The following is a 25604-nucleotide window of genomic DNA, read 5'->3' as shown; positions in this document are numbered from 1 at the left end:
TGGTATGCATAGCAAATATTACAGGCTCGCAGTAGTTCTTATTCTCACATTGATCAGTATTACTATCCTTCCTGTAAGTGCGTATGAGGTTGAGGTAAACTATGTACCGCAAGATAATGAATTAAAAACATTTCACATGGAAGTTCGTGTACAGGGAGAAGGGACCTTGATAGACCAGGGAGTAGCATTGAAAAATCCAACAATCTATACATTGCATTATGATGAAAGCAAGCACTTTATATTAAAACCTGCATATGGATATGAAATCGCCACTATTCAATATGACGGGGAAGATATAACCAATCTACTGCAGCAACAAGCCTTTACTGTAAAAGGAAAGGATCATGATACAAAGCTGATAGTTACCTTTTGTAAACAATCATCGTATGTTCAAAAAGACACAGATACAACGAACACAGGGGATACTACAAATACAGTGAATTACCTTTCGATTATATTGCTATCCACAGGCTTTATAATTTTTATAAAGAAGAAAAGGGGAAATCAGTACGATGAGAGGTAAGAGAGAGTTTAGAAGCAAGGGTGTCAATTGGCCATGCTTATCATATAAGGATATGAAAGAAAAATATCAGGATAAGACCTATGCAGTGATAGGTGAGGTTGGAACAAAAGCAATAAAAGGAAGAACAATAGATATTCCTGTTGGGAATAAGCTGATAAAGGCAGTGCCGACTGGAACCTATAGGGCCTTGTTATATCGTACATATGGTTATATTGAAGTAGAAAAGGATACATATCTAGCAGCAAAAAAGAGCAATATAAATTATATATTCTTAGTTTTTATGATGATTGCCTTGCTCATCAGTATGTTTTGGAACACTCAGGGCAATGTACCGCTTGACCCGAATTCACAGGATTATAAAGGGAAACTGCAGCGACCTTCAAATTGGGATGCAAACTCCATATTGATACCTGGATTTGATAGTCTTCGTATGAAGGCTGATACGGATATAATTTATGTGGCGTTCAGCAACCCAAGAGAGAATCCATGTTATTTCCAGTATACGGTTGTTTTAGATAAAACAGAAGAGGTTATTTATACGAGCGGTTTAATTGAGCCAGGCAAAGCAGTCGTTAAAGAAAAGCTTAGTAAACCATTGCCGGAAGGTGTTTATCCAATAACAATTAAAATTCGCTCCTATTCATTAGAAGATTATGAAAAAGAGCTGAATGGTGGTGCTGTCCAAACGAATCTTATTTCACTAAAGGAATAAAAACAGATGGTAAGAAAGAAGAAATCTTCTTACAAATAAATAAGAATAGAGGAGGAAAAAAAGATGAAAAAACTATTCGCAACAGCAGCAGCTATGGCAATGTTCCTGTCATTAGGTGCGACAACAGTATTTGCAGCAGATGAGGATACCAAGGATGTAGATGTTACGTATGACAATTCAGAAACAATTGTTGATCCTAGTGATCCTGATGCAGGAAAGTGGGGTGTACGAGTACCAGCATCTATTCAATTTACAGAAACAACGAAATCGGTAAATGCGGATCTTGAGCTTGTTGGATTGAATGGTAATGATATTGTCGCATTGAATAAAAGTGTCGATGTTACAGTAAAATCAGCAAAGGGAATGAAATTATCTCTATCTGATGGAACCGATGAATTACCGTATACTCTGGAATATGGATCTAAAAAAATGGATGGTTCAACACCAATCACTGTGAATCTGACATCACAGGCTACAAAACAGGCCGGTACTGCAACTTTGCCTGGCTCATCCATTGCTACCAAAAAAGGTGTACATAAGGATATCTTAACATACACGGTAGCAATGCATTAAAAGATCGTACAGATAAAGTCACAAGCCTATATCGCGATGTAAAGGTATTTCTGATTATATTGCAATTTAAAACGCTGACAAACGGAATCAAATTGAATGAGGAGCCTTTTCATTCTGTTTGATTCCGATTTTTTTCAACAGCTTTATAAAGATAGGAGCGTAATATGAAAAAGTCAATGAGAAACGAACAATTCAGGATAATAAAAAATAAGGATACATATTCAGTGACAATTGATATTAAAGACCATATGAAGGAATTGTTCATAAAGCATAAAGCTGATGGCTTTGTGTGCTGTGGTTATGACTGGTGCACTCTTTTGATTGCATTCATGTATCATGATGAAGTATTGAAAGACTTATGGTATGTTTTTGATTATGAACCAACCGACGATCAGCTATGTGTATTGTCAAAGGATGGTGATGCATTACAACAGCTAATGGAGGCGTTTGGAAAGGCATATAACGATGTTGATTTTATAGAGCATTTGATGCAGGAGATTGATTATAATTAAAATCCTATGGGTATAAAGAATTCCCTATTGCTTATTTATATTCAGATAGGAGGAATGTAATAACGATGATTCAGATGCAAATTGAGTATATGAAATATCCTGAAAAAATAGATTGCGGAATTTTTTCTTTTCGCTATAATTATAGGAAGTAGGGAGTTGAGGGTATGCTGAAAAAAAACTTTAATTATTTTACTATGTTTGCGACCGGGCTGTTTTTCTGTGTGCTCGGTTTTTCCTTTATCTTTGATTCTCTTGCTGTATGGAACTGGCTGTATACAACGCTCGTTATCGGAATCTCTATTGCAGGGATCATCCGTATTTTCAATATGATTCTGAACTATCGCAAGCTGAAGCACAAGGGGGGACAATTTCTGGATATCATCGTATGGCTGATTGCCATCATCATATCCCTGACAATTCCGGAAACCTTCTTTGCAATTTTTCCGCGTTTGATTGGCTGCTGGATTCTGCTACATGCCATTATCAAAATCATCGTATTTTATATCAAAATTAAGGATCGGCTTCCCATTCCGTTTATGAAGGTAATCTTTTTATGCGGAGATTTGATTATTGCCTTCTTTCTGCTGGTGAATCCAATTGCACATGAGGATGTTATCAGCTTCTTTCTGGGAGCCTATTTCATTATTTATGGGGGAAATACGCTGCTTGATCTGATTCGTGAAATATTGCCAAGAGGCAGCGGGGATAAGCTGGATCAGAAAATACAGCTATCCGTTCCCCCGGTGTTGTCTGCCGTGATTCCCCCGCATCTGATGAGTACCCTTTTGAATAAAGATAAAGAGGACGAAATCAAGGAACGCTTTGATGCAATCAAGGAGGATATACCGGTGGATATGGAGGTACTGATACATCTGGCACCAAGCGGGCCTGCGATGTTTGGACATGCAGATGTCGTGTATCGTGGACTGGTTATTTCCTACGGCTGTTACGATCCACACAACCGTCATTTGTTTGGGACGCTGGGGGATGGCGTGGTTATCATCGCTCCGAAGGCTTCCTACATACGAAACTGTCTGGAAAATGAAAATAAGACACTGATCGGCTTCGGTGTATCCCTTAATGAGGAACAGAAAAAAAGACTGAATGACCGTATTCTGGAGGTGTTTGGAACATTTTGTGACTTCGAGTGTGATGAACAGCTAAAGCAAAAGGGCCTTCCTTATAAAGGGGAATGTGATGATTATCTGAGCCGTGTCACCCGTACATCTCCGGATGCGAGATTTTATAAAATACGGGAAGGCAAGCTGAAAACCTTCTTTGTCGTATCCAGCAACTGCGGCTTCTTTCTCGGAAACCTGTTAAGCTCAATCGGCTTGAATCTGTTTGACCTCAGCGGTATTATATCACCGGGCGCATATTATGACTTTTTAAATAAGCAGTTTAAAAGTCATAAAGGATTTATCGTTTCACGAAAGCTATATCGGAAGAAGGATGCTTCCTTATTTGAATAAAGCAGGATCTTATGTGATTCTGTTTTTTATTATCCATTCAGCATAGAAACCTTACAAAATGGTCACATTTCTTTCAGACCATTGACAAAATCTCATAATCCATATAGTGTATTAGTGTAATAGATACAGTAGTACAGTTTATGAAATGTACAGGAAGGGAGTTACTATGCTGGAGCTTAAACATATAGCAAAGACCTATAAAACAGCAAAGGGAGTGAAAACGAGGGCACTAAAGGATATCAATCTGCGCTTTCCACAGCGGGGGATGGTATTTGTATTAGGTAAATCCGGGTCAGGGAAATCCACGCTTCTGAATATCATTGGCGGTCTGGATCAGGCGGATGAGGGAGAAATGATCATCCACGGGAAAAGCTCTGCGGATTTCAAGCAATCGGACTTTGATTCCTATCGAAATACGTATGTAGGCTTTATCTTTCAGGAATTTTATCTTATGGAGGAGTATACCATTGAGAAAAACATCGCCATGGCATTGCAGCTGCAGCAAAAAGAGGCAACCCATGAGGAGGTTGAGCAGATACTGGAACGTCTGGGGTTAAGCGGATATGCTGCGCGATATCCAAATGAGCTTTCAGGCGGGCAGAAGCAGCGTGTGGCGATAGCCAGGGCATTGATTAAGGAGCCTGAGATTTTAATGGCAGATGAGCCTACCGGAGCTCTGGATTCAACAACCGGAAAAGAAATATTCGATACACTGAAGGAGCTGAGCAGGGAAAAGCTGGTTATCGTTGTCAGTCATGACCGGGATTCTGCGCAGACTTATGCAGACCGGATTATCGAATTTTCCGATGGTATGGTGGTTTCAGACAGTGCCCCGCAGGTGGAAGAGCATACAGCAGCATTTGAAGCCATTCATTCTCATTTGCCGTTTAAAGACAGCTTTCGCCTCGGCTTTTCCTGCCTTGGACATAAAAAGCTGCGTATGATTTTTACGATTCTTCTCACCAGCTTTGCCTTACTGCTGCTTGCCTTGTCGGATGCGGTGGGAAGCTTCAGCTCTGTGAATGCGCAGTATAAGGCTTCTTCCGAGCTGAAGGAGCAGCTTGCCGGTGTACGGTATCAGTATCTGGATGCGTACGGAAACAGTATTTATTCCGATCTGGAAATGCAAATCAGTGACGCTGATATCCGTACCGTGTTAAAGGATAATCCCGGGCAGAAATTTGCGCGTGTATACACTTGGGAGGATGTGCCTCTGCGTCTGGGAGATCTTGGTATTGAAGCATTTGACAGCAGTGCCTATATGGCAGTGGTGGATACGTATAAGCTAACGGAAATGAGCGGCTTCGATGTTCTGGGATTTCAGGATATCCTGGGAAGCTATCCCAACAGCTATGAAGAAACAGCAATCTCCTCCTATCTGGCAGATATTATTCTTGCACAGGGCATTGCAGATCAAAAGGGCACCATGCAGTTTCCAAAGTCCTATGAGGATATTATGCAAAGCATCCAGCTTCCTATCGGAGGCAGGTGGCTGCGCATCAGCGGTATTGTAAAGCAGGATTACAGCAAATACGACATGTTAAAAAAGGTCAGTGCTGGAAATTATGACAGTAAGACCTATAAGCTCATCCGTGAATTCAGAAACATCGCAAGAATCAGCAGTGATAAAATCTTTGTGAAGGAAGGCTTTGTGAAAACGCTGAAGCAGGAAAAGAAAACCATGCTGGACAGCCGGTTATACAATCTGTATCTGCGTATGAATGATGATACCATGGGGATTTCCACGCTTTCTTATCCAACGAGTGAATTTACGTATTATGACGGAAAAGCAGTGCGTTCCACAAGGAGTGTGAAAAAAGAGGAGATCATGCTGACTCCAGATATGCTCATGCAGCTGCTTGGGAAATCAGACATTTTTTACAGCGATGCGATGGCGAAGAAGTCACCGGAGGAAATGCGTGCGTTTTTAAAGGAGAATGCTGTAAGGCTCATCGGAAGAAATGTGGAGCTTCATATCGATAAGGGCTTTAGCGAAGATGGGGAATTAGTGAAGCAGAAGGTAAAAATTGCCGGAGTTCTGATGCCAAAGGGAAATTTCACGATAGAGGATGTGTATCAAATCAACGATATCATTGTAAATAAGGCGCTGATTACGCCATACATTACAGACGCTATCTATGTAAGTGAGCTGCTTAGCAGCTTTGATGATGACACCATGAAGCCGTTTCTTGAAAAATACGACATTGACAGAAATCTGTATGCCAATACGGTTGCTACACAGGATGTGAAAAGCATTCAAAGCTTTGCGTCCTTCGCTACACGGGTATTCTTTTATGCAAGCATCGCTCTGTTTATCTTCGCGGCCGTTTTAATGATGAATTTCATCATCGTATCCATTTCGTATCGGAAGAAGGATATCGGTATCCTGCGCGCTATCGGTGCAAGGAGTATGGATGTTTTGAAAATCTTTATTTGGGAAGGTGTCATGCTGGCGGCTATTTCCTATGTGATCACCATGGTGGGATTGCAGATCGTGACGATGATAACAAATAATTTCGCCAAGGAGGAAATCGGTGTATTGATTTCTCCAGTTATCATCACACTGCGTCAGCCACTGCTCATGCTGGTAATCGTTGCTGTGGTGACCTTTATCGCCTGCATTATTCCGGTTACCAGAATTGCCCGCCAGCGTCCAATTGATGCAATCAAAAAATAAGCGGCAGTACAGCCTTTAAGAGTTACTTCAAACACATAACTATATGAGAAAGAACAGTATGAGGGCATTTTGGATACTGTTTTTTCATGCTTTAGACAAGGGCTGTGAAACAGCAGCTAATGCATTTGCAGCATGGGTCTGCTTAACGCAATCGAGTGTATCGTTATCGCCTCCTGTGTTCATTGCTTCCACAGGGGTAAAATGTTAAACCATCTGCATATCGAATGGAGGAACATAATCACGCATGCAGATGTACGCTATGGGCTTGCGATTGCTGTGAATATCCGTCAGAGTTTATAATCATTGGGCAGAAGGCCAGCGTAAAACCGGAAGCTTAAGCATCCCCTCTTTACATTCGATATCGGTAAGGATGAATTTCCATAGACTGCTTTTGCATACAAAGCTGTTTCATACCCGCGGTATATGTATATAAGGAACTATTTGAAAGCTATTCGTCATATGGGTACATATCGCATGTATTTCCCTGTTTCCTTCTTCGAAACCTCATACATATAGGAAAGATAGCGCGCTTTGCACGGTTAGTTTTGTTTTACACGGTAGATTTATTGTGTTCACTTTCGTTTCGTTGTATAATAAAAACGCTATAATTTTGAGGTGAGAACATGGAAAAGATACGTGTGGAGGATCTGACATTCTCTTATGATAAGGAAACCAATGCGGTTGAGCATGTTTCTTTTACGATTGATGAGGGAAGCTATACAACGATTATCGGGCATAACGGAAGCGGTAAATCTACGATTGCCAAGTTGCTGATCGGTCTGCTGGATAAGGATCAGGGACATATTTATGTTGATCAAGAAGAGCTGACGATGGATACGCTGTACGATATCCGTGACAAGGTAGGCATCGTGTTTCAGAATCCGGACAATCAGTTCATCGGTGCTACAGTTGCGGATGATATTGCGTTCGGACTGGAAAATCATCAGGTGGAAACAGAGAAGATGCAGCCGATCATTGAACGCTTTGCACAAAAGGTGAAAATGACGGACTACATGCAGAGTGAACCGACGAAGCTCAGCGGCGGGCAGAAGCAGCGTGTAGCGATTGCCGGTGTACTTGCCATGTCACCGCAGATTATTATTTTTGATGAATCCACAAGTATGCTGGATCCACAGGGAAAAGCGGAAATCAACGAGCTGATTCAGGAAATCCATAAGGAAAGCAATATCACGATCATTTCCATTACGCATGATATAGAAGAGGTCAGTAAATCTGACCATGTGATTGTCATGGATGGCGGACATGTGGTCATGATGGGACTTCCGGATGATATTTTGCGGAAAGAAAAGGAGCTGATTGATCTTCAGCTGGATATTCCTTTCGCTTTGAAATTTACAAAGGCCATGCGCAGGCATGGTGTGGATATGAAGGATTGTACAACTATGGAAAAGGTGGTGGACGAAATATGCCGATTACATTTCAAAGGGTAACCCATACCTATCATGCGGATTCCCCTTTTTCCTATGCGGCCTTAAAGGGCATTGATCTGGAGATACCGTTGGGAAAGGTGACTGCTATCATCGGAGAAACGGGCAGTGGAAAGTCCACACTGGTTCAGCACCTGAATGCGCTGCTGCTGCCAACAGAGGGAGAGCTGCATATCTTGGACAAGACGATAACAGCCGGAAGCAAACCGAAGCATTTGAAGGAGCTGCGCCGCCAGGTTGGTCTTGTTTTCCAGTTTCCGGAATATCAGCTGTTTGAGGAAACCATAGAAAAGGATATCAGCTTCGGTCCGAAGAATTTTGGTGTCAGTGCAGAGGCTGCTGCACAGCGCGCCAGAGAGGTGCTGCAGGTTGTAGGACTGGATGACAGCTATCTGCAGCGCAGTCCGTTTGATTTATCCGGCGGACAGAAGCGAAGAATTGCGATTGCCGGGATTCTGGCAATGGATCCGGACGTTCTGGTTCTGGATGAGCCGACAGCTGGACTGGATCCGCAGGGAGCCAGGGATATGATGCAGTTGTTTGTGGATATGAATAAGAAATATGGAAAAACGGTTCTGATTGTAACACATGATATGGAGCATGTCCTGCAGTATTGCGAAGAGGTTGTTGTTGTGCAGGATGGACGTATAAAGAAGCACTGTGATGTGCAGTCCTTTTTTGAAACCGTGGAGCTGTTAAAGGAGCTTAATATCAATCCGCCTGCCGTCATACGGCTTCGCGAGGAGCTGCGAAAGCGGGGCTTTGAAATTGAGCGCACCATTCTGGATATGGAAAAGCTGGCTGCCGCTGTTGCAGGTGAGGTGAAGAGGCATGAATAATATCGCACTTGGAAAATATCTGCCGTTGGATTCCATTATTCATCACATGGATCCTAGAGCCAAAATCGGGGCAATGCTGATCATGATGATTGCCATATTTATACCGGCTGGCTATGTTGGCTATGCTGTAATTGCTGTTGCGGTGATCGGTACCGCATTGCTGGCAAGATTAAAGCTGTCCTTTCTGTGGAGAGCGATGAAACCGATGCTGTTCATGCTCGTTTTCTTACTGGTGATCAATCTGCTGGTCATTCATGATGGGGAAGTGCTGTTTACTATATTCGGACTTTCCGTCTATACGGGAGCCATATCTCAGACACTGTACATCGTCGTACGTCTGGCGCTGATGATTATGATTACGACAATTCTGACTGCCACAACAAAGCCGCTGGAGCTAACGCTGGGAATTGAGGATCTTCTGAAACCGTTTCAGGTCATTCATGTACCAGCACATGAGATTGCGATGATGATTTCCATTGCACTGCGTTTCATTCCTACCCTGATTGAGGAAACACAGCGTATTATGAAGGCGCAGGCATCCCGTGGTGTGGATATGGAAGAGGGAAATCTGATGGAAAAGGTCAAGGCTATTTTGTCATTGATCGTGCCGCTGTTTGTGTCTGCTTTCCAGCGTGCGGAGGATCTGGCATATGCCATGGAGGCCAGAGGCTATATTCCAAACCGTACAAGAACCCGTTACAAGCAGTTGAAAATGGAAGCCAGGGATTATATTCTGCTTTTTGCATCTGTGCTGATCTTTGGCGGTATGCTTGCTTTGATGCTGTATGCCTAGATATAAAGTAATACTCAGCTATGATGGTAGTGCTTATGGGGGATGGCAGCGGCAGACAAACACACATTCCATACAGCAGGAGGTGGAAGCTGCTATCGAAAAAGTGGAGGGCCGCTTTGTCAGTATTACCGCAAGTGGAAGAACCGATGCGCATGTACACGCTCTGGGACAGGTGTTTCACTTTGATTCCGTTAAGCATTTGGAGCCGGAGAACTGGAAACGGGCATTAAATTCCCTGCTGCCGCATGATATTCGGATTCAGGAGGTATGTCTTGTGGATGACGCATTTCATGCCCGCTTTCATGCAATCAGCAAGCGCTATGATTATCTGATAACGACGGAGGTACAGAATCCGTTTTATTACAATTATATGGGGAAGGATCGCACAAGGCTGGATGTGGAACGGATGCGGGAGTGTGCCTGCATATTTCTGGGAACCCACGATTTTACAAGCTTTACCAGCAGTAAGGTTGATCCGCGAAAGTCGAAAATTAAAACGATTACCCGGCTGGATGTCGTACAGGAGGAGCATGCCGTGCGGATGATTTTTGAAGGAAACGGCTTTCTGCGTTATATGGTGCGCATGATTGCACAGACACTGATTGAGGCGGGAAAGCATCGTTTGAGTGTGGCTGCTGTAAAAGAGATGCTGTATGGGAAGGATAAGCATCTGTGTCGGTATAAGGCACAGGCAGAGGGTCTTTATCTGGTTGAGGTAAGGTATCCAAAGGATGAACAGATAATCGAATCGTAAAATAACGGCCTGCAGGTTTCTGCGGGCCGATGCTGATTCTGAACAGGATAAGGATGGAATATATAAGATGGTAATTTATTATGATACCATCTTTTTTTATATTTGTGTAAATTTCTTTATAATAATTGAAAATGAAAGTTATAAAAAACCATAATTAAATAGAATGAAAATATTGAAATCTTTACCAGTTCCATGTATGATGATACTGCAGAACAAAAAAGTATGAAAAAGAAAGTTTTGAGGAACCCGCCATGATCGACTATACTATGATAGTATTCGCATTTCTACTGTTTTTCCTTTATGATTTCAATCAGCTGTTCTTACACGCTCCGTGGCTTCAGCCATCCTTTTTCCTGGGCTGTGTTTTCATACTCACAGCCGTTACTCATACGGTGATTGTGTGCTGGCATGACGAAGTATTGTGGCTGCCGCTTGTTGGGGCGCTGCTGTTTGCCCTGCTGCTGATCTACGTGCTGTTTTTTGCCTTGCCCTTTTCCGATACCTATGTTACAGAAGGGCATCGCTGTGTATGCCGCAGCGGTGTATATGCCTTATGCAGGCATCCCGGCTTCTGGATGATGCTGTTCAGCTTCGTGTGCTTAGTACTGGCAATACAGAGAATCCATCTTCTGTATGTGGCATTGCTGTGCAATGGGGGCAATCTGACGTATATATTGTTTCAGGATATCGTGAGCTTTCCCAGACAGTTCGATGATTACGTACAATATAGACAGGAAGTACCATTTCTGATGATAACTGGTAAGTCTCTGCGGCAGTGCAGAAAGACATGGAGGTGAGTTCCATGAGGTTTGAAGATAAACGAAATACGTACACCAAGGAAGAAATATGGGAGGAATATTGCGGCTTTCTGGAGCTTTCATTAGAGGATTTTATGCTCATACAGCACCGTTTGCTGCAGGAGCAGCTGGAGCTGTGGAAAAACAGTGCGCTGGGACAATCCATTCTGAAAGGGAAGCCGCTTTCCACCTTTGAAGATTTTCAACAGCATATTCCATTAACAGACTATGCGGATTATGCGGAGCTGCTGCTGGGCAGAGATTCCTCCTGTCTGCCGCAGGAGGCTGTGCTGTGGATACAGACAACCTGGGAGGGTGGCAGTCATCCGGAAAAGGTGGCGCCGTATACAGAAAGCATGCTTCGCAATTTCAAACGCAATGTCATTGCGTGTCTGCTGTTATCAACAAGCGCAAAGCGCGGGGATTTTCATGTACAGAAGAAGGATACGATTCTCTACGGCCTTGCGCCTTTGCCATATGCGACCGGACTGGTTTCCCTTGTATTTGAGCAGGAAACGGATATCGAATTCCTGCCGCCTGTAAAGGAAGCGGTTAAGCTGTCCTTTTCCCAGCGGAATAAGGCCGGCTTCAAGCAGGGACTGGGAAAGGGAATTGATTATTTCTTCGGTCTTGGCTCTGTCACCTATTACATCAGCAAATCTCTGGACAGCATGAGCAAATCCAAAGGCTCCTTCTCTATTCGTTCATTGCCGCTTTCCCGTCTGGCAGTGCTCGCAAAGGCAAAGCTGCGCTGTCATAAGGAGAAACGCAGTCTGCAGCCAAAGGATCTCTTTCAGCTCAAGGGCTTTATGGTGGCAGGTACAGATAATGATTTATATAAGGATGATCTGGAGGAGCTGTGGGGAATTCGTCCGATGGAAATCTTTGCCGGAACAGAGCCGACACTGATTGGTACGGAAATATGGAACAGAAACGGTTTGTATTTCTTTCCGGATGCCTGCTTTTATGAATTTCTGCCAATGAGTGAGCGGCAGCGTATGAAGGAACAGCCCGGATATCAGCCACGCACCTGTTTACTGGATGAGGTCAGTGTGAATGAAACCTATGAAATCATATTAAGTGTATTTAAGGGCGGGGCCTTTATGCGGTACCGGGTAGGTGATCTGTACCGCTGTGTTTCTCTGGATAACCGCAGTGAAAAAATTACACTTCCCTGCTTCAAATACATAGACCGCGTACCGGAGGTCATTGATATTGCGGGCTTTACCCGTATCACACGCTCATCCATCGATCAGGTGATCGCCCTTTCCGGCCTGCCGATTCAACATTATTGCGCCTGTAAGGAGCTGCAGAAGCAAAGACCGTTTGTCCATCTGTATGTGGAAATCGAGCAGGCATCCGCAGGACAAAGAGCGATTACTGTTGAGGTACTGCGCCAGCACCTTTCTGTTTATTTCCGGCATGTCGATCAGGATTATAAGGATTTAAAGAAGATCCTCGGTATAGAGCCATTGCAGATCACACTGTTGAAAATCGGAACGTTTGCACGCTTTCAGCAGGCTTACGGACATGAACCGGATGTCATAAATCCTTCCAAGCATGAGCTGTATCAGCTGATGGCCCTGCAGCAGGAGTCCTATGACAGAAACCGGGGTGATCGATATGAATAGCTATGCATCCATCTCCATCATGGCACTGGTTTGTTACCTGTATCTCTTTCTGGCACTTGCGGCCAGTGAGAAAACCAGGCTGATTCGCTCCTTTATGCTGCTGCTTGCAGCTATGATTTTATGGACGGGCGGCTCCTTTGCCATGCGTATGCAATTTGGTCCATCCGTGCGCTTCTGGTATGATGTTTCTTTACTGGGACTCATGTTTCTACCGTATGTATTTTATAATTTTACAGCGATTTTCAGTGGTAGGACAAGGGATGGCTTCTGTTATGTATGGCTGGCTTTTTCCGTTGTTATGAGTATCATCAACACACGGACACATTTCTTTCTGGCAGCTCCGCAGCCTGTGAATCTGCATGGGGCAACGGTCTTTCTATATGATTTTACATGGCGTACCTATGTTATGGCGGCACTGTTTGCTATATGCTTCTTACAAATCGTGGTGATGGTTTTACGCTGTGTGCGTGACAGTGAGCTGCTGCGTCATCAGTTTCTGCCCATTCTGGCAGGCTTTGGTATTCTGCTTATGGGAAACAGTCTGATCATGCTGGATGTGTTCAAGGGCTTTCCACTGGATATCCTAAGCGGTGTTATCAATGCCTTTCTGCTCTTTTATGTCTTATATAAACGCAGGCTGTTTAAGCTGACACTGCTTGTATCACGGGGAAACTGCTATGCGATTTCCGCCGGTATCACCGTTCTTTTGTTCAGTAACCTTCTGCTGCCGATGCGTTCCTTTATCGATCAGAATTTCAAGCCGTTCGCAGCCTATTCTCTGCTTCTTGTATTTCTGCTGTTCACGCTGGCAACAGCCTTCATTTATTCTTTATTGAAAAGATTCATTGATACGGTGTTTATCAGAGAGGAGAAGCAGCAGGCGGACAGTCTGAAGATTTTTTCACAGAACGTACGCAAAACACTGAGCGTTTCGGAAATTGCAGAGGATATTTGCAAGGTCATAACCGATACGATCGATGTGAGCAGGGTGTATGTATGCATGAAGGACAGCGAGGGGAGCGGATATCATATCCTGTATGGTAATGCTCCTTTGGAACGGCAGAATTATGCCATTGACGGGGGAAATCCAATTCTGTCTGTATTAAAACAGCAGGCAGACTGTCTTTTGTATCGGGATTTCAAGCGTACGGCAGGCTATCGCTCCATGTGGGAACAGGAAAAAGAGCTGTTTGATTCTCTGCATATTGAATGCATCGTACCCTTGATGGAGCAGGAGCTGATTGGTATGATGCTGCTGAGCCGTAAGGTGAAAAAAGCATCCTTTAGCTATGATGAATTGAATTTTCTTTCCTCTGTGGCTTCCATATCCACGATTGCCTTGAAAAATTCACAGCTGTATGAAATGGCGTATCATGAAGCGATCAGTGATGAATTGACCGGACTGTTGAATCGAAAATATTTTTATAAGAATTTTTATGAGATATACAATGCCAGAAAAAAAGACAGCACGCTAACGCTGATTCTCGTTAGTCTGGATGATGTGCGTCTGTATAATCAGCTGTATGGAACAAGGGAAGGCGATAAGGCGATTGCTCAGGCCGCGGAAATTATGCGGCGTGTTTTGGGAAGCAATGCTGTGGCAGCACGCATCTCCGGTAAGGAATTTGCGATTTTGTTAGAGGAATGCAGTCTGCAGGATGCGAAAAAGCTGGCAGAAATGATTCGTCAACAGATTATGAATATGAATAAGGCAGAGGAGGGCTATGCGTTAAAGGTGGTAACCGGAAGCTTTGGCATCGCTTCGATTCCACTGCTTGCGAGCAATCCGAAGCAGCTGGAGGAGTATGCAAACCAGGCATTGTACCAGGCGAAGCGGAAAGGAAAGAACCGCGTTGTCATCTATAATGAGGAGGAAAGTGAACCAGTATCCGCAAGCCGGCAGGAGCAGGATAAGGAAAGCATCTATTCCGAATATGCGTCCACTATTTATGCACTGACTGCCGCTATAGATACGAAGGATCATTACACCTTTACCCATTCCAAAAATGTTGCCTACTATGCCACGGAGCTTGCCTATGCCATCGGCTTGAAGGAGGATGTTGTGGAAATTATAAGAGAGGCGGCACTTCTGCATGATATCGGAAAAATCGGTATCCGTGAGGATATTTTAAATAAGCATGGCAGACTGACAAAGGAAGAGTATGAAATCATGAAGGGACATGTGGAAAACTCAATCGGTATCATACGGTATCTGCCTTCTCTGGATTATGTAATTCCTGCTGTCATTTCCCACCATGAGCGCTGGGACGGGCACGGGTATCCTAGAAGAATCGCTAAGGAGGATATACCTCTGGGAGGACGTATTTTATGTATTGCGGATTCCTTTGATGCCATGACCTCAACACGCTCCTATAAGGATGCCTGTAACCTGTCTTATGCGATTCATGAGCTTACAGAGCAGGCGGGCAGGCAGTTTGACCCTTATCTTGCGGAGGTATTTGTGAAGCTGTTGAAGGAGCATACAATAACCATTCAGGAGGAACAGATATCTGTATGAGGTATTGGCAAAAAGCCCGAAGCGTAAAGAAACATAGGCCGACAGAAAAGACGGGATAAGTAAGAGTAAGCAAGACCTTAACTATATACATAGGATGCAGGATCACTTTGGATGAAATGATTTTGCATCTTTTCATTATCCCTAATATGGATTTTTACGATATATATCATAATCATAGGGAAGCAGTAACGGTTAACTTCTAAAGCTGGGAAATACATAGAGTCCACTTGAAAATAAGGACAAAACATTGTAAAAACATCCTTTCTGCATACTAAAAATTTTCATAGTATACACTAAGTGGTATAAAACCGCGGTTCCTGTTCATAACATAAAGGAAGCAGTAAGCATATGACTTGAAAATATAAAGCTGCTTGTATATAATAGTCAGGTACAAACGAGGAGGGGTTTTATGAAAAACGTATTTCTAAGCCAGTTTCTGATGATTAGTGAATGGAAATCCATACTATTCATCATCGCATATCTGCTTCTGGCTTTTGCAGTATATAAGCTACCAAAAAAGAAATTCAGCTTTTCCAGCAAGGTGCTGCTTGCGACGGTTCTGGGTCTTGCGCTTGGTTTAGCCATGCAGACGGTATCCGGCTTTGCGTCCGATCCGATGAAGATTACATTTGTGAAGGAAACAACATTATGGTATTCTCTGATTGGAAACGGCTTTATTGATTTTATCCGAATGCTGGTGATCCCGCTCGTGATGGTTTCCATTATCCATGTGATTCTGCATATGGATGAGCGTGGTGATGTGCGCAAGCTGGTAAACCGCAGTATCATCACTACGATGGGAATGGTGGCAGTGGCTGCTGTTGTCGGCCTGACGCTGGGTATTGTCTTTCAACTAGGCGGCAGCGTTTCTACGTCTATTTCCGGCGGGGAAATGAAGGAAGTCGTTCCTGTAGTTACAACACTTCGTAATCTGATTCCGGCTAATCCGGTGGAGGCCATGGTCAACAGCAATGTTGTCGGTCTGGTAATTTTCTCTGCCTTTTTCGGTCTGGCAGCCCGCCGTATGCAAAAGAAATATCCCGATACGATCAGGGTGTTTTATGAGCTGATTGATGCGCTGCATAAAATCATCATCAGTATCGCCATGACGATTATCAAAGGAATGCCGTATGCTGTTCTGGCACTGCTGGCGAATACGATTGCACAGCGCGGTCTTGACAGTATTCTGGAGGTTGGTAAGTTTATCGTGATTTTGTATGTGGCCTGCATCCTTCAACTGCTTATTCAGCTTGTTGCGCTTTCCTTTTTCAAGGTCAATCCGCTTATCTATTTGAAAAAAAGCTATTCTCTATTACTGCTCGCCTTTACATCCCGCAGCTCGCTTGGTGTTCTGCCGGCAACGATTGATACGCTGACGCAGAAGCTCGGTGTCTCCCAGGGAACGGCCAGCTTTGTATCCAGCTTTGGGACAACTGCAGGAATGCAGGGCTGTGCGGGAGTATTCCCGGCGTTGCTGATCGTCTATGTAGCAAATACCAGCGGAACACCGATTGATATCAGTTTGATCATCATGTCCGTTATCGTTATCACCATCGGGTCTATCGGTATAGCAGGGATTCCAGGAACCAGTACCATGGCGGCATCTGTTTCTTTATCCGGTGTAGGGCTGGGGTCCTCCTTTGCCTATATCACACCGATTTTGGCTATTGATCCGATTATTGATATGATGCGTACCATGCTGAATGTATCCGGTTCTCTGACCAATGCTATCATGGTTGACCGCCAGCTGGATTTAATGGATATGAAACGCTATCATGACAAAGAGCTGACAGATCCGCTGCAGGATATGTAAAAGCAGAAAATCAGCGGCTCTATACACAGCATTACAAAATATATGCGGATTCCATACATGCACTGGTGTCCGCTTTTTTTTGACAGGCAGTGACGATATAATTCGCAGGCGATCCTTTGTTATTTTATTTATGAAATTTTGCTCGATTGTATGTAACATTTTTTAAAGCGATTGCACAGGAAACGTATAGTATGGATACAAAATGTCTTTAAACGAACCTGCATACGGCTACAGGAACAGCTCCCTATACATGTGTGATATTAAGCATAAAGCAAGGCGGTGGGGAAATTATGAGCCGTTAGCCTGTCAGACAGAAGTACAGCTTGAAGCAATTTGGGAATATATTGGCAGTATTTTGGGAGTAATTGCCTAAAGCCTACAGGAAATGACAACAGAGGCAGAAGGAAAGGCTGAATATGCTTGTTGTATACATTCCATTGATTTTGGTCATATATGTATCCCGCAGGTTGCTTCTCTCTGTTATGAGCTGTATGTATGGGAGGAGCTATGTCTGCGTTAAATTCATGAAAAGCGGCAGTAGCTTCTGTTGTTTTTTGTGATTGGGCTTCCTGGTTGCATTGTATATGATGCCTTTATGTAACGTTGGAGATGCCTTACTCTTGTCACAGGGGATGAACATTTATCAGGCTTTCAGTGATTTTGATGATAAATTTCATTTTTTGTTTTTCCTTTTGAAATATGAACGAAGAACTGTCTTTATTTACAAAATTGTTAAATAAAGGCTTTTTGTGTTGCCTTAATGTGAACAAAAGCGAGTGAAAACTCTAAAAATAACTGAAAATTTACATAATTTATAAAATGTTAAGGAATGGTAAAAAGGCCGTTAACACTTTATGAAAGCTATTGTAATCTTTTTCCACTTTTCTATAATGGATGCAAGCGGACAAAAGGTTCGCGATGAGGAGAGTGAAGTATGCTGACACTGAAGAATTTGAAAAAGTCATACGACCAGACAATGATTCTCAATGGAATCAGTCTGTCTATAGAAACCGGGGAAATTGTTTCCATTCTGGGGCCAAGCGGAAGCGGGAAGACAACATTGCTGAATTGCATTCTGGGAATCACGGATGTAGATAGCGGAAGTGTTGTGTTTGACGGTCGGGATGTGACCGGCGTTTCCATGGAGAACAGGGGCTTTAATATCGTATTTCAGGACTATGCCCTGTTTCCAAATCTGAACGCTTATGAAAACATCACCTACGGCTTGAAAAACAAGCCCGGTATTTCCACACAGCAGGAGGTAAATGAACTGATTGAGCTGCTTGGCCTTTCCCAGCATCTGGATAAACACATCGACCAGCTGTCCGGGGGACAGAAGCAGCGTGTGGCACTGGCAAGAACCATGGTCATGAAGCCGAAGATTCTTTTATTGGATGAACCACTGAGTGCGCTGGATGGGGTCATTAAGGAAAGTATTAAGGAAAAAATCAAGACGATAGCCAAGGAATTTCAGCTGACGACCATCATCGTAACCCATGACCCGGAGGAGGCACTGACCTTATCTGACCGGGTTCTCATTATGAAGGATGGTATGATTTCACAATATGCAAAACCGAGAGATATTATCGAGCATCCGGAAAACAGCTTTGTAAAGGAATTTATCTTGAATCAGCTGGAAATCAAGCGGAATAATATCTTTACCTTGTTTGGAGAAGCGTATGCATAAAAAGCAGTTGGAGCTAAAGGCTCTGTATGCTGTTTTAGCTGTTTTATTTCTTGTATTTCTTTTCATGCCGGTTGCAATCCTGCTGTATAAATCGTTTGAAAGCGGAACATCGCTGACATTCCAGCACTACGTTGACGTATTCTCCAGCGGAAGGCTTGTACACGCGTTTAAAAACAGCTTCTTAGCAGCTTCCATCAGTGCGCTGTTCACAACGCTGCTTGCATTTCTGCTTGCCTATACGATCAATTACACAAATGTGTCGCAGCGTCTGAAAAGAGGAATCCACAGCATTGCTACCTTACCTATGCTGCTGCCGACCATCACATATGGCTTTGCCATTATTTATACGTTTGGAAAGCAGGGACTGCTTACCAGGCTACTGCATGTTCAGCTGTTCGATATTTACGGATTTTACGGTCTGCTGATTGGATATGTGATCTATACACTGCCCATTGCATTTCTGCTTGTGAATAATACGATGAAATTCATTGATAAGAAATTTATTATCGTATCCAGAATCATGGGGGATTCCGGAGGAAAACGCTTCTGGATTACGGCATTGTCACCGATGATACCAACACTGGCTGCCGCGTTTATTCAGGCTTTCTTTCTGAGCTTTACCGATTTTGGAATACCGGCTGCGGTCGGTGGAGAATTTGAGGTTGTGGCAACAACGCTGTATAACGAGATGCTCGGCTCTATTCCAAACTTCAACAACGGGGCGGTTGTCGCCATGATGATGCTTCTTCCCTCTATCATCAGTATTGCACTTTTGAATTATCTGGATCGCTATAATGTTCGATATAACAAGGTGAGTGTGATAGAGCTGCCGAAAAACAGGATACGCGATGTGCTTTGCCGTACGGTCTCTGTTTTGACAGGCTGTGCTGTTCTTCTGGTGTTTGCCGTTATCCTGCTGTTGCCGTTTGTGAAGGAATGGCCGTATGATATCAGCTTCTCCCTGCAGCATTTTACCGATACATTGTCCAGTGCCAATCTGTTATCCGTATATCGTAATTCCATTCTTGTTGCGCTGGGAACTGCAGTTGCCGGAACACTGCTTGCCTATGGCTGTGCACTGGTAACGACGAGAAGTGCATTGCCTAAATTATGTAAAAAGAGCATAGACGCAATCAGCAGCATCACCAATACCATTCCCGGTATGGTGATCGGTATTGCATTTCTGTTTGCTTTCAGCTCCACCTCATTGCAAAGCACCTTCTGGATTATTATTCTATGTAATATGATTCACTTCTTTTCCACACCGTATGTGATGGCGAAGAATACACTTGGAAAATTGAATACCTCCTATGAAACAACAGCTATGCTGATGGGAGACAGCTGGTTTAAAACAATTCGCAGAGTTGTCGTACCGAATTCCAAAAGCACGATTCTGGAGATGTTCAGCTATTATTTTATCAATTCCATGGTGACGATTTCTGCACTGATTTTCATTGTCGGGGCAAAAACAGCTGTGCTGACAACTAAAATCAAGGAGCTCCAGCACTTTGCCAAGTTCGATCAGATTTTTGTATTATCACTGCTGATTCTCTTAACCAATCTGCTGGTCAAGGGCATCCTGATCCTTCTCACACAGGAAAAGGAGAAAGCAGTATCACGGCGTATACGCTATCAGAAAGCGGCACTTGCTGTACTTGCCGCAGGCGTTATGATCTTCACCCTTGTATTCGGGCAGGGAAAAGAGCCGGTTGTCATTTATTCCAATGCGGATGAGGAGGCACTGATGGCAATACAGCACGCACTGGATGAAAACGGCTTTCAGGACCAGTATGTGCTGCAGTCGTTTGGTACAAGTGAGCTCGGTGGAAAAATCATGGCGGAGGGAAAGCATCTGGAGGCGGATATCATAACGATGAGCACCTATTATATAGACAGTGCTGAACAGAAAAATGAAATGTTTGAGAAGCTGACCTTTCCCACACCGACACTGAAAACATATTCCGATTATGATACACCACTGACGGCACTGGAGGGGGCGTTGATTGTCAATACCAGAGTGCTGAAGGAGCAAAAGCTGCCTGTCCCAGAATCAATAAAGGATCTTGCAAATCCCATTTACAAGGGATATATATCCATACCGGATATCAAGGCAAGCAGTACCGGATGGCTGCTGGTACAGGCAATCTTAGATAATTACGGAGAACAAGAAGGACATGCGCTGCTGTGTGATATTCTCGATAATGTCGGTCCGCATCTGGAATCCAGCGGCTCCGGCCCTTTAAAAAAGGTACGTTCTGGAGAGGTCGGCATCGCCTTTGGTCTGCGGCATCAGGCACTTGCGGATAAGGAAAAGGGGCTTCCAATCGATTGCATCGATCCTATTGAGGGAAATTATACACTGACGGAAAGCATTGCTGTGGTGAAAAAGGAGAATGTCAATAAAACGGCAATGGCGATGGCGCGCTGTATGATGGAAAACGGAAGAAGGGATATTCTGTATACCTATCCAACGGCTCTGTATGAGGGAGAACAGGTGGAGGAAGCGTATGCCAGCAAATATCCGAAGGTATTTAAAAAAGCATTAAGCGTAGAGCTGTTAGAACAGCATCAGGCATTCTTTGAAGGCTGTAGAAAATAAGGAAATGTTTGAGAGCAATTCCATTTTGTAAAATGATTGGAAGCTGCACTCATGCAAGCCTTGTACCCGCATACAACGGGAAATGGAGGAAATGATGAAAACATACAAGCTATTAACACCGGGTCCACTGACAACAACGGACACAGTAAAGCAGGAAATGCTATTTGACCACTGTACCTGGGATGATGATTACAAGCAGATAACACAGACGATTCGAAAGGAGCTGCTGGAGCTGGCACACGTAAGTGAAAAGGACTATACAACTGTACTTCTACAGGGCTCTGGTACCTTCGGTGTGGAAAGTGTAATTTCCAGTGTCATCCCACAGGATGGCTGTCTGTTATTGCTCAGCAATGGTGCTTATGGAGAACGCATCGCCAGCATGTGCCGCTATCACCATATAGCCTGTGTCCATATCACACAGGATTATGACAAGATACCGGATAAGCATAAGGCAGAGGAAGCATTGAAGAAGCATCCGGAAATCACACATATCGCAATGATTCACAGTGAAACAACTACGGGGATATTAAATGATATCCGTTCGATAGGTGAGCTTTCCAGGAAATATCAAAAAGTATTTATCGTGGATGCGATGTCAAGCTTTGGCGGTGTGGATATACCGGTGAGTGCGTGGCATATTGACTTTCTTATCAGCTCTGCCAATAAGTGTATTCAGGGAGTACCGGGCTTCTCCTTTATCATCGCAAAAAGAAGCCAGCTGCTTGCCTCCAAAGGCTGTGCCCGCAGTCTTTCACTGGATCTGTACGATCAGTGGGTCGGAATGGAGAAGGATGGAAAATGGCGCTATACGTCACCGACGCATGTCGTTTTGGCCTTTGCCAAGGCGCTGGAGGAATTAAAGCAGGAGGGCGGCATTCCGGCAAGAGGTGCGCGCTATGCACATAACCGAGATGTATTGATTGAGGAATTCGGCAGGCTGGACTTTCTGCCCTATGTGGATAAGGCAGTACAGGGCCCGATTATCACGACATTCCTGTATCCGGATACAGATTTTGATTTTGCACAGATGTACAGCTTTATCAAGGAGCGCGGCTATGCAATCTACCCGGGAAAGCTGACAGATAAGGATACGTTCCGTATTGGAACGATTGGTGAAATCTATGAAGAGGATATTCTTCAATTAACAGAAATTATGAAGGCATATATGGAAAGCAGAGGAAACTGATATGAAAATAGAAGGAATTATATTTGATTGGGCGGGAACAACCGTGGATTATGGCTGCTTCGCCCCGGTTCAGGCGTTCATGGATGTATTTCGTGAATTTGGTATGAAGGTCACGATGGAGGAAACTAGAAAACCGATGGGGATGCTGAAACGCGATCACATCCGGACAATGCTGGAAATGCCGCGAATCGCAGATTTATGGAAGACTGCACACGGCCGCGCAGCAGAGGAGGCAGATGTGGATGCCATGCACGACAGCTTTACAGAAAAGCTGATGAGCATATTGGATCAGTTTGCGGATCCGAAGCCATATGTTGTGGAAACGGTGAAAAGGCTGCGGGATATGGGGCTGGCAATCGGCTCTACCACCGGATATACTGATCAAATGATGGCGGTGGTGACACGGGTCGCAAAGGAAAAGGGCTATGCACCGGATTTCTGGATATCACCGAACAGTGTAGATAACTTTGGCAGACCGTATCCATATATGATTTTCGAGAATATGAAGCAGCTGCATATCCGAGATGTACGCGCAGCTGTTAAGGTAGGGGATACAATTTCCGATATCAAAGAGGGTGTTGCGGCTGGTGTGATTACGGTCGGTATTCTGGAGGGCAGCTCTTTCATGGGATTGACGCAAAAGGAGTATGAGGCATACAGTCCACAGGAAAAGGAAGCGTTATGCGCGCGTCTGCGTAAGGAGTATATACAGGCAGGAGCAGATTATGTATTGACAGGAATACAGGAGCTTCCCGCACTGATTGAAAGTTTGAATAAACAGTAGAACCCGCATTCAGCGGGCTTTTTATATGAAAATATGAGGTCTCATACTACAGGCGCTGTTAAGCAATTCTATGAGAATAGGAATATGAGCCGTAAGGATAGGCTGTACGTTTTTCATATTGTTTAGATTCAGCGGAAGCTATAAGTCTTGTGCTTTGCAGGAAAGATGCGTGATGATTTGATAGTGGCTTTTTTATATAAAAACGCCGTATAGTAACGCTGTGCTGCTATATCTAAAATAGAAAAAAACCCTGTACAACAGGGCTTCTATAATATTCTGGCGCACCCGACAGGGATCGAACCTGCAACCGTCAGAATCGGAATCTGATACTCTATCCAATTGAGCTACGGGCACATCATTTGCAGGATTTATTATAACATAAAATTATGGGGACGGCTACTGTAAATTTCTATTTTGCTAACTTCACTGTTTGCTTTTGCCATAGATGAAAGAGCAGATCTATCATGGATACTGAGCTGCGGTTTTATATACTGCAGTTTTTTAACTATATGCTATGTAAAGCGTCATAAATTATATTGTAATAGTATGAAACAATGTTGCATAAATGCTGTAGTGTAAATCAGAGCGCTCTTTTATGGCTTTTCCTCATGTCCTTGTTTTATTCCATAATCGGTCACTTGTAGGCAGTACCTTGTTCTCAATGTGGTAAATGGTTCATATTCTGTACTGTTCACCCTGTTCTTTCTTGTGAAAAAACACTGTTTTTTAATTTGTTATTTTATTCACAAAAAGTAGAAAAGTGTTGGATTCCCAACACGTACCGAAAAAAAGGGAGTGGTATCATTATGGTGGATCCAAGGTTGGTGGCTATATGAAAAAGAACGATGTAAACGCTTTATTAAAATTCCATATGCATCAGGAATTCGCCGTCGTACCCATCGTATTGTATGTCGTACTGAGCGGTATCATCATGATCTGTTTCCATTATTATTCTATGAAGGCGCTGATTCTGGCGGCAATCCTTGCCATACTCGTCGGATTCCTCCTTTGCGCCAGCAAGGCTGATTACTGGAATGCGATTGTATGCGGTCTTGCCCAATATGGAAATGCCCGACTGATCATGATTTTTATGGTTATCGGCATTTTCTCTAAGCTGCTGGCAGTCGGACAGATCGGTTCCGGATTCGTATGGGTCGGTATGCATCTGCATTTGCGTGGGGGAAGCTTTACTGTTTTCTGTTTTCTTGTATCCTCACTCATATCCATGGGCGCAGGTGCACCGATTGCAGCACTTCTTGCAGTGGTGCCAATCTTCTATCCGGCAGGGGTGCTGATGGGCGCTGATCCTGCGATTCTGACAGGTGCTATGCTGAGCGGCATATTCTTTGGGGATGCACTCTCCCCAAGCTCTCAGGTCATTCATACGACGATTGCTTCTCAGCATGATCCTGTTACAAACAAAAGTGCCGATCTGCTGCAGACGATGAAGGAGCGGCTTCCGTATCTTATCGCCGCAGGGATTGTATCCGCTGTTCTGTTTTATTTTTTTGGATCCAGCGGTACTGCACAGAATCCAGAGCTGTTACAAAGCATGTGTGATCCCAGGGGACTGTGGATGCTGCTTCCGATTGTATTGCTGCTGATCATCTGCTTTAAAACAAGTGATTTGTTTGTTGGTGTCACCTATGCAATTCTTACAGGCATTGTGATTGGACTGGCGACTGGATTGTTTCAGCCATCCGATCTGATCAATATTCATTACGACACCCAGGAGCTGCACGGTATTCTGTTTGACGGGATATCCGGTGTTGTCGATATCATCATTTCCACAATATTACTGTATGGGCTGATTTCCATTGCTGTAGAGGGTGGTATGATGGAGAAATGCTGTAATTATCTCACCTCACGAAGGGCGATTCAGCACCCTTACGGTGCTGAGGCTGTAATTTCCATCGGTGTCGGGATTGTCAATATTCTGCTGGCAGGCTGTGTGCTGCCATCTATTCTCATGTTTAAGGATATTGCGGACACGATTGGAAAAAAAGCCAATATTTCTCCAACCCGCAGAAGCATTTTGTTAACTGCAATGACGACAAACATTACGGCAATCATACCAATCAACAGTGCCTTTGTGATGGGGGCAGTTACCGTAATCAACCAATTAGCCGCAAATCACAGCTATTTGCCGGTAATTACACCATTTCAAATCTTCCTTTCTTCCTATTATTGTCTGTTGCTGACACTGATCTGCGTTCTCTGGGTCGTGTTTGGTGCAGGAAGAAAAAAGGAACAGGAAATTCATATTCTTCATCCTTAACGCAA

20 protein-coding genes and 1 tRNA gene are annotated in these 25604 nt (G+C 43.8%); 20 read left to right on the top strand and 1 reads right to left on the bottom strand.

Annotated elements, in window-relative coordinates:
• The first annotated feature begins 4 nt into the window (after window positions 1-4).
• The 19 genes from GKZ87_17325 (at window position 5) to GKZ87_17235 (ending at window position 23321) form a co-directional block, all read left to right on the top strand.
• A complete protein-coding gene (locus GKZ87_17325; GenBank protein QSI27118.1) occupies window positions 5-523 on the top strand; it encodes an LPXTG cell wall anchor domain-containing protein in 519 nt (172 codons plus the stop codon).
• On the top strand, window positions 513-1235 hold the full coding sequence (locus GKZ87_17320; protein QSI27117.1) for a hypothetical protein: 723 nt from the start codon (window positions 513-515) through the stop codon (window positions 1233-1235). Before GKZ87_17325 ends, GKZ87_17320 begins: the two co-directional genes overlap by 11 nt.
• Before the next feature lie 63 nt (window positions 1236-1298).
• Entirely contained in the window at window positions 1299-1808 is a 510-nt protein-coding gene (locus GKZ87_17315; GenBank protein QSI27116.1) for a hypothetical protein, read from the top strand.
• Between the two features lie 164 nt (window positions 1809-1972).
• The gene (locus GKZ87_17310; protein ID QSI27115.1) at window positions 1973-2320 is read left to right on the top strand and encodes a hypothetical protein; all 348 of its coding nucleotides are present in this window, start codon (window positions 1973-1975) and stop codon (window positions 2318-2320) included.
• 164 nt (window positions 2321-2484) lie between these two features.
• Window positions 2485-3792, top strand: a complete 1308-nt coding sequence (locus tag GKZ87_17305; protein QSI27114.1) for a hypothetical protein — start codon at window positions 2485-2487, stop codon at window positions 3790-3792.
• 166 nt (window positions 3793-3958) lie between these two features.
• On the top strand, window positions 3959-6469 hold the full coding sequence (locus GKZ87_17300; protein ID QSI27113.1) for an ATP-binding cassette domain-containing protein: 2511 nt from the start codon (window positions 3959-3961) through the stop codon (window positions 6467-6469).
• 132 nt (window positions 6470-6601) lie between these two features.
• The gene (locus tag GKZ87_17295) at window positions 6602-6769 is read left to right on the top strand and encodes a hypothetical protein (protein QSI27112.1); all 168 of its coding nucleotides are present in this window, start codon (window positions 6602-6604) and stop codon (window positions 6767-6769) included.
• 323 nt (window positions 6770-7092) lie between these two features.
• The gene (locus GKZ87_17290) at window positions 7093-7920 is read left to right on the top strand and encodes an energy-coupling factor transporter ATPase (protein ID QSI27111.1); all 828 of its coding nucleotides are present in this window, start codon (window positions 7093-7095) and stop codon (window positions 7918-7920) included.
• Window positions 7896-8756 (top strand): energy-coupling factor transporter ATPase, encoded by an 861-nt coding sequence (locus GKZ87_17285; GenBank protein QSI27110.1) that lies wholly within the window; start codon window positions 7896-7898, stop codon window positions 8754-8756. The genes GKZ87_17290 and GKZ87_17285 overlap by 25 nt, the downstream gene beginning before the upstream one ends.
• Window positions 8749-9549, top strand: a complete 801-nt coding sequence (locus GKZ87_17280) for an energy-coupling factor transporter transmembrane protein EcfT (protein ID QSI27109.1) — start codon at window positions 8749-8751, stop codon at window positions 9547-9549. The genes GKZ87_17285 and GKZ87_17280 overlap by 8 nt, the downstream gene beginning before the upstream one ends.
• Window positions 9542-10303: a tRNA pseudouridine(38-40) synthase TruA gene (gene truA / locus GKZ87_17275; GenBank protein QSI27108.1), complete on the top strand. Its 762-nt coding sequence runs from the start codon at window positions 9542-9544 to the stop codon at window positions 10301-10303. The genes GKZ87_17280 and truA overlap by 8 nt, the downstream gene beginning before the upstream one ends.
• Before the next feature lie 266 nt (window positions 10304-10569).
• On the top strand, window positions 10570-11100 hold the full coding sequence (locus tag GKZ87_17270; protein QSI27107.1) for a hypothetical protein: 531 nt from the start codon (window positions 10570-10572) through the stop codon (window positions 11098-11100).
• 5 nt (window positions 11101-11105) lie between these two features.
• The gene (locus GKZ87_17265; protein QSI27106.1) at window positions 11106-12731 is read left to right on the top strand and encodes an auxin-responsive protein; all 1626 of its coding nucleotides are present in this window, start codon (window positions 11106-11108) and stop codon (window positions 12729-12731) included.
• A complete protein-coding gene (locus GKZ87_17260) occupies window positions 12724-15249 on the top strand; it encodes a diguanylate cyclase (protein ID QSI28008.1) in 2526 nt (841 codons plus the stop codon). The genes GKZ87_17265 and GKZ87_17260 overlap by 8 nt, the downstream gene beginning before the upstream one ends.
• A 409-nt stretch (window positions 15250-15658) precedes the next feature.
• Window positions 15659-17062 carry a cation:dicarboxylase symporter family transporter gene (locus GKZ87_17255; protein ID QSI27105.1) on the top strand — a complete coding sequence of 468 codons (1404 nt, stop codon included), beginning with the start codon at window positions 15659-15661 and terminating at the stop codon, window positions 17060-17062.
• Between the two features lie 934 nt (window positions 17063-17996).
• Window positions 17997-18749 carry an ATP-binding cassette domain-containing protein gene (locus GKZ87_17250; GenBank protein ID QSI27104.1) on the top strand — a complete coding sequence of 251 codons (753 nt, stop codon included), beginning with the start codon at window positions 17997-17999 and terminating at the stop codon, window positions 18747-18749.
• Window positions 18742-21348, top strand: coding sequence for an ABC transporter permease subunit (locus GKZ87_17245; GenBank protein QSI27103.1), 2607 nt, complete (start codon window positions 18742-18744; stop codon window positions 21346-21348). Before GKZ87_17250 ends, GKZ87_17245 begins: the two co-directional genes overlap by 8 nt.
• 94 nt (window positions 21349-21442) lie before the next feature.
• Window positions 21443-22537: a 2-aminoethylphosphonate--pyruvate transaminase gene (gene phnW, locus GKZ87_17240; GenBank protein ID QSI28007.1), complete on the top strand. Its 1095-nt coding sequence runs from the start codon at window positions 21443-21445 to the stop codon at window positions 22535-22537.
• 1 nt (window position 22538) lies between these two features.
• Complete coding sequence (locus GKZ87_17235; protein ID QSI27102.1) at window positions 22539-23321, top strand: phosphonoacetaldehyde hydrolase; 783 nt, start codon at window positions 22539-22541, stop codon at window positions 23319-23321.
• 277 nt (window positions 23322-23598) lie between these two features.
• Here the strand turns inward: GKZ87_17235 and GKZ87_17230 are convergent.
• Window positions 23599-23675, bottom strand: a tRNA-Arg gene (locus GKZ87_17230).
• A gap of 478 nt (window positions 23676-24153) precedes the next feature.
• On the opposite strand from GKZ87_17230, the gene GKZ87_17225 reads away from it, so the two are divergent.
• The gene (locus tag GKZ87_17225) at window positions 24154-25599 is read left to right on the top strand and encodes a hypothetical protein (protein ID QSI27101.1); all 1446 of its coding nucleotides are present in this window, start codon (window positions 24154-24156) and stop codon (window positions 25597-25599) included.
• Window positions 25600-25604 lie beyond the last annotated feature (5 nt).

Source organism: Erysipelotrichaceae bacterium 66202529, assembly GCA_017161075.1.
GTDB lineage: Bacteria > Bacillota_I > Bacilli_A > Erysipelotrichales > Erysipelotrichaceae > Clostridium_AQ.
The sequence above is the reverse complement of the archived record's forward strand: the minus strand, read 5'-3'. Positions and strand labels throughout refer to the sequence as shown.

Excerpts from the sequence above, each read along its gene's own strand:
- GKZ87_17325 (QSI27118.1), top strand. The coding sequence starts at position 5 with ATGCATAGCAAATATTACAGGCTCGCAGTAGTTCTTATTCTCACATTG.
- GKZ87_17320 (QSI27117.1), top strand. The coding sequence starts at position 513 with ATGAGAGGTAAGAGAGAGTTTAGAAGCAAGGGTGTCAATTGGCCATGC.
- GKZ87_17315 (QSI27116.1), top strand. The coding sequence starts at position 1,299 with ATGAAAAAACTATTCGCAACAGCAGCAGCTATGGCAATGTTCCTGTCA.
- GKZ87_17310 (QSI27115.1), top strand. The coding sequence starts at position 1,973 with ATGAAAAAGTCAATGAGAAACGAACAATTCAGGATAATAAAAAATAAG.
- GKZ87_17305 (QSI27114.1), top strand. The coding sequence starts at position 2,485 with ATGCTGAAAAAAAACTTTAATTATTTTACTATGTTTGCGACCGGGCTG.
- GKZ87_17300 (QSI27113.1), top strand. The coding sequence starts at position 3,959 with ATGCTGGAGCTTAAACATATAGCAAAGACCTATAAAACAGCAAAGGGA.
- GKZ87_17295 (QSI27112.1), top strand. The coding sequence starts at position 6,602 with ATGGGTCTGCTTAACGCAATCGAGTGTATCGTTATCGCCTCCTGTGTT.
- GKZ87_17290 (QSI27111.1), top strand. The coding sequence starts at position 7,093 with ATGGAAAAGATACGTGTGGAGGATCTGACATTCTCTTATGATAAGGAA.
- GKZ87_17285 (QSI27110.1), top strand. The coding sequence starts at position 7,896 with ATGCCGATTACATTTCAAAGGGTAACCCATACCTATCATGCGGATTCC.
- GKZ87_17280 (QSI27109.1), top strand. The coding sequence starts at position 8,749 with ATGAATAATATCGCACTTGGAAAATATCTGCCGTTGGATTCCATTATT.
- truA (QSI27108.1), top strand. The coding sequence starts at position 9,542 with ATGCCTAGATATAAAGTAATACTCAGCTATGATGGTAGTGCTTATGGG.
- GKZ87_17270 (QSI27107.1), top strand. The coding sequence starts at position 10,570 with ATGATAGTATTCGCATTTCTACTGTTTTTCCTTTATGATTTCAATCAG.
- GKZ87_17265 (QSI27106.1), top strand. The coding sequence starts at position 11,106 with ATGAGGTTTGAAGATAAACGAAATACGTACACCAAGGAAGAAATATGG.
- GKZ87_17260 (QSI28008.1), top strand. The coding sequence starts at position 12,724 with ATGAATAGCTATGCATCCATCTCCATCATGGCACTGGTTTGTTACCTG.
- GKZ87_17255 (QSI27105.1), top strand. The coding sequence starts at position 15,659 with ATGAAAAACGTATTTCTAAGCCAGTTTCTGATGATTAGTGAATGGAAA.
- GKZ87_17250 (QSI27104.1), top strand. The coding sequence starts at position 17,997 with ATGCTGACACTGAAGAATTTGAAAAAGTCATACGACCAGACAATGATT.
- GKZ87_17245 (QSI27103.1), top strand. The coding sequence starts at position 18,742 with ATGCATAAAAAGCAGTTGGAGCTAAAGGCTCTGTATGCTGTTTTAGCT.
- phnW (QSI28007.1), top strand. The coding sequence starts at position 21,443 with ATGAAAACATACAAGCTATTAACACCGGGTCCACTGACAACAACGGAC.
- GKZ87_17235 (QSI27102.1), top strand. The coding sequence starts at position 22,539 with ATGAAAATAGAAGGAATTATATTTGATTGGGCGGGAACAACCGTGGAT.
- GKZ87_17225 (QSI27101.1), top strand. The coding sequence starts at position 24,154 with ATGAAAAAGAACGATGTAAACGCTTTATTAAAATTCCATATGCATCAG.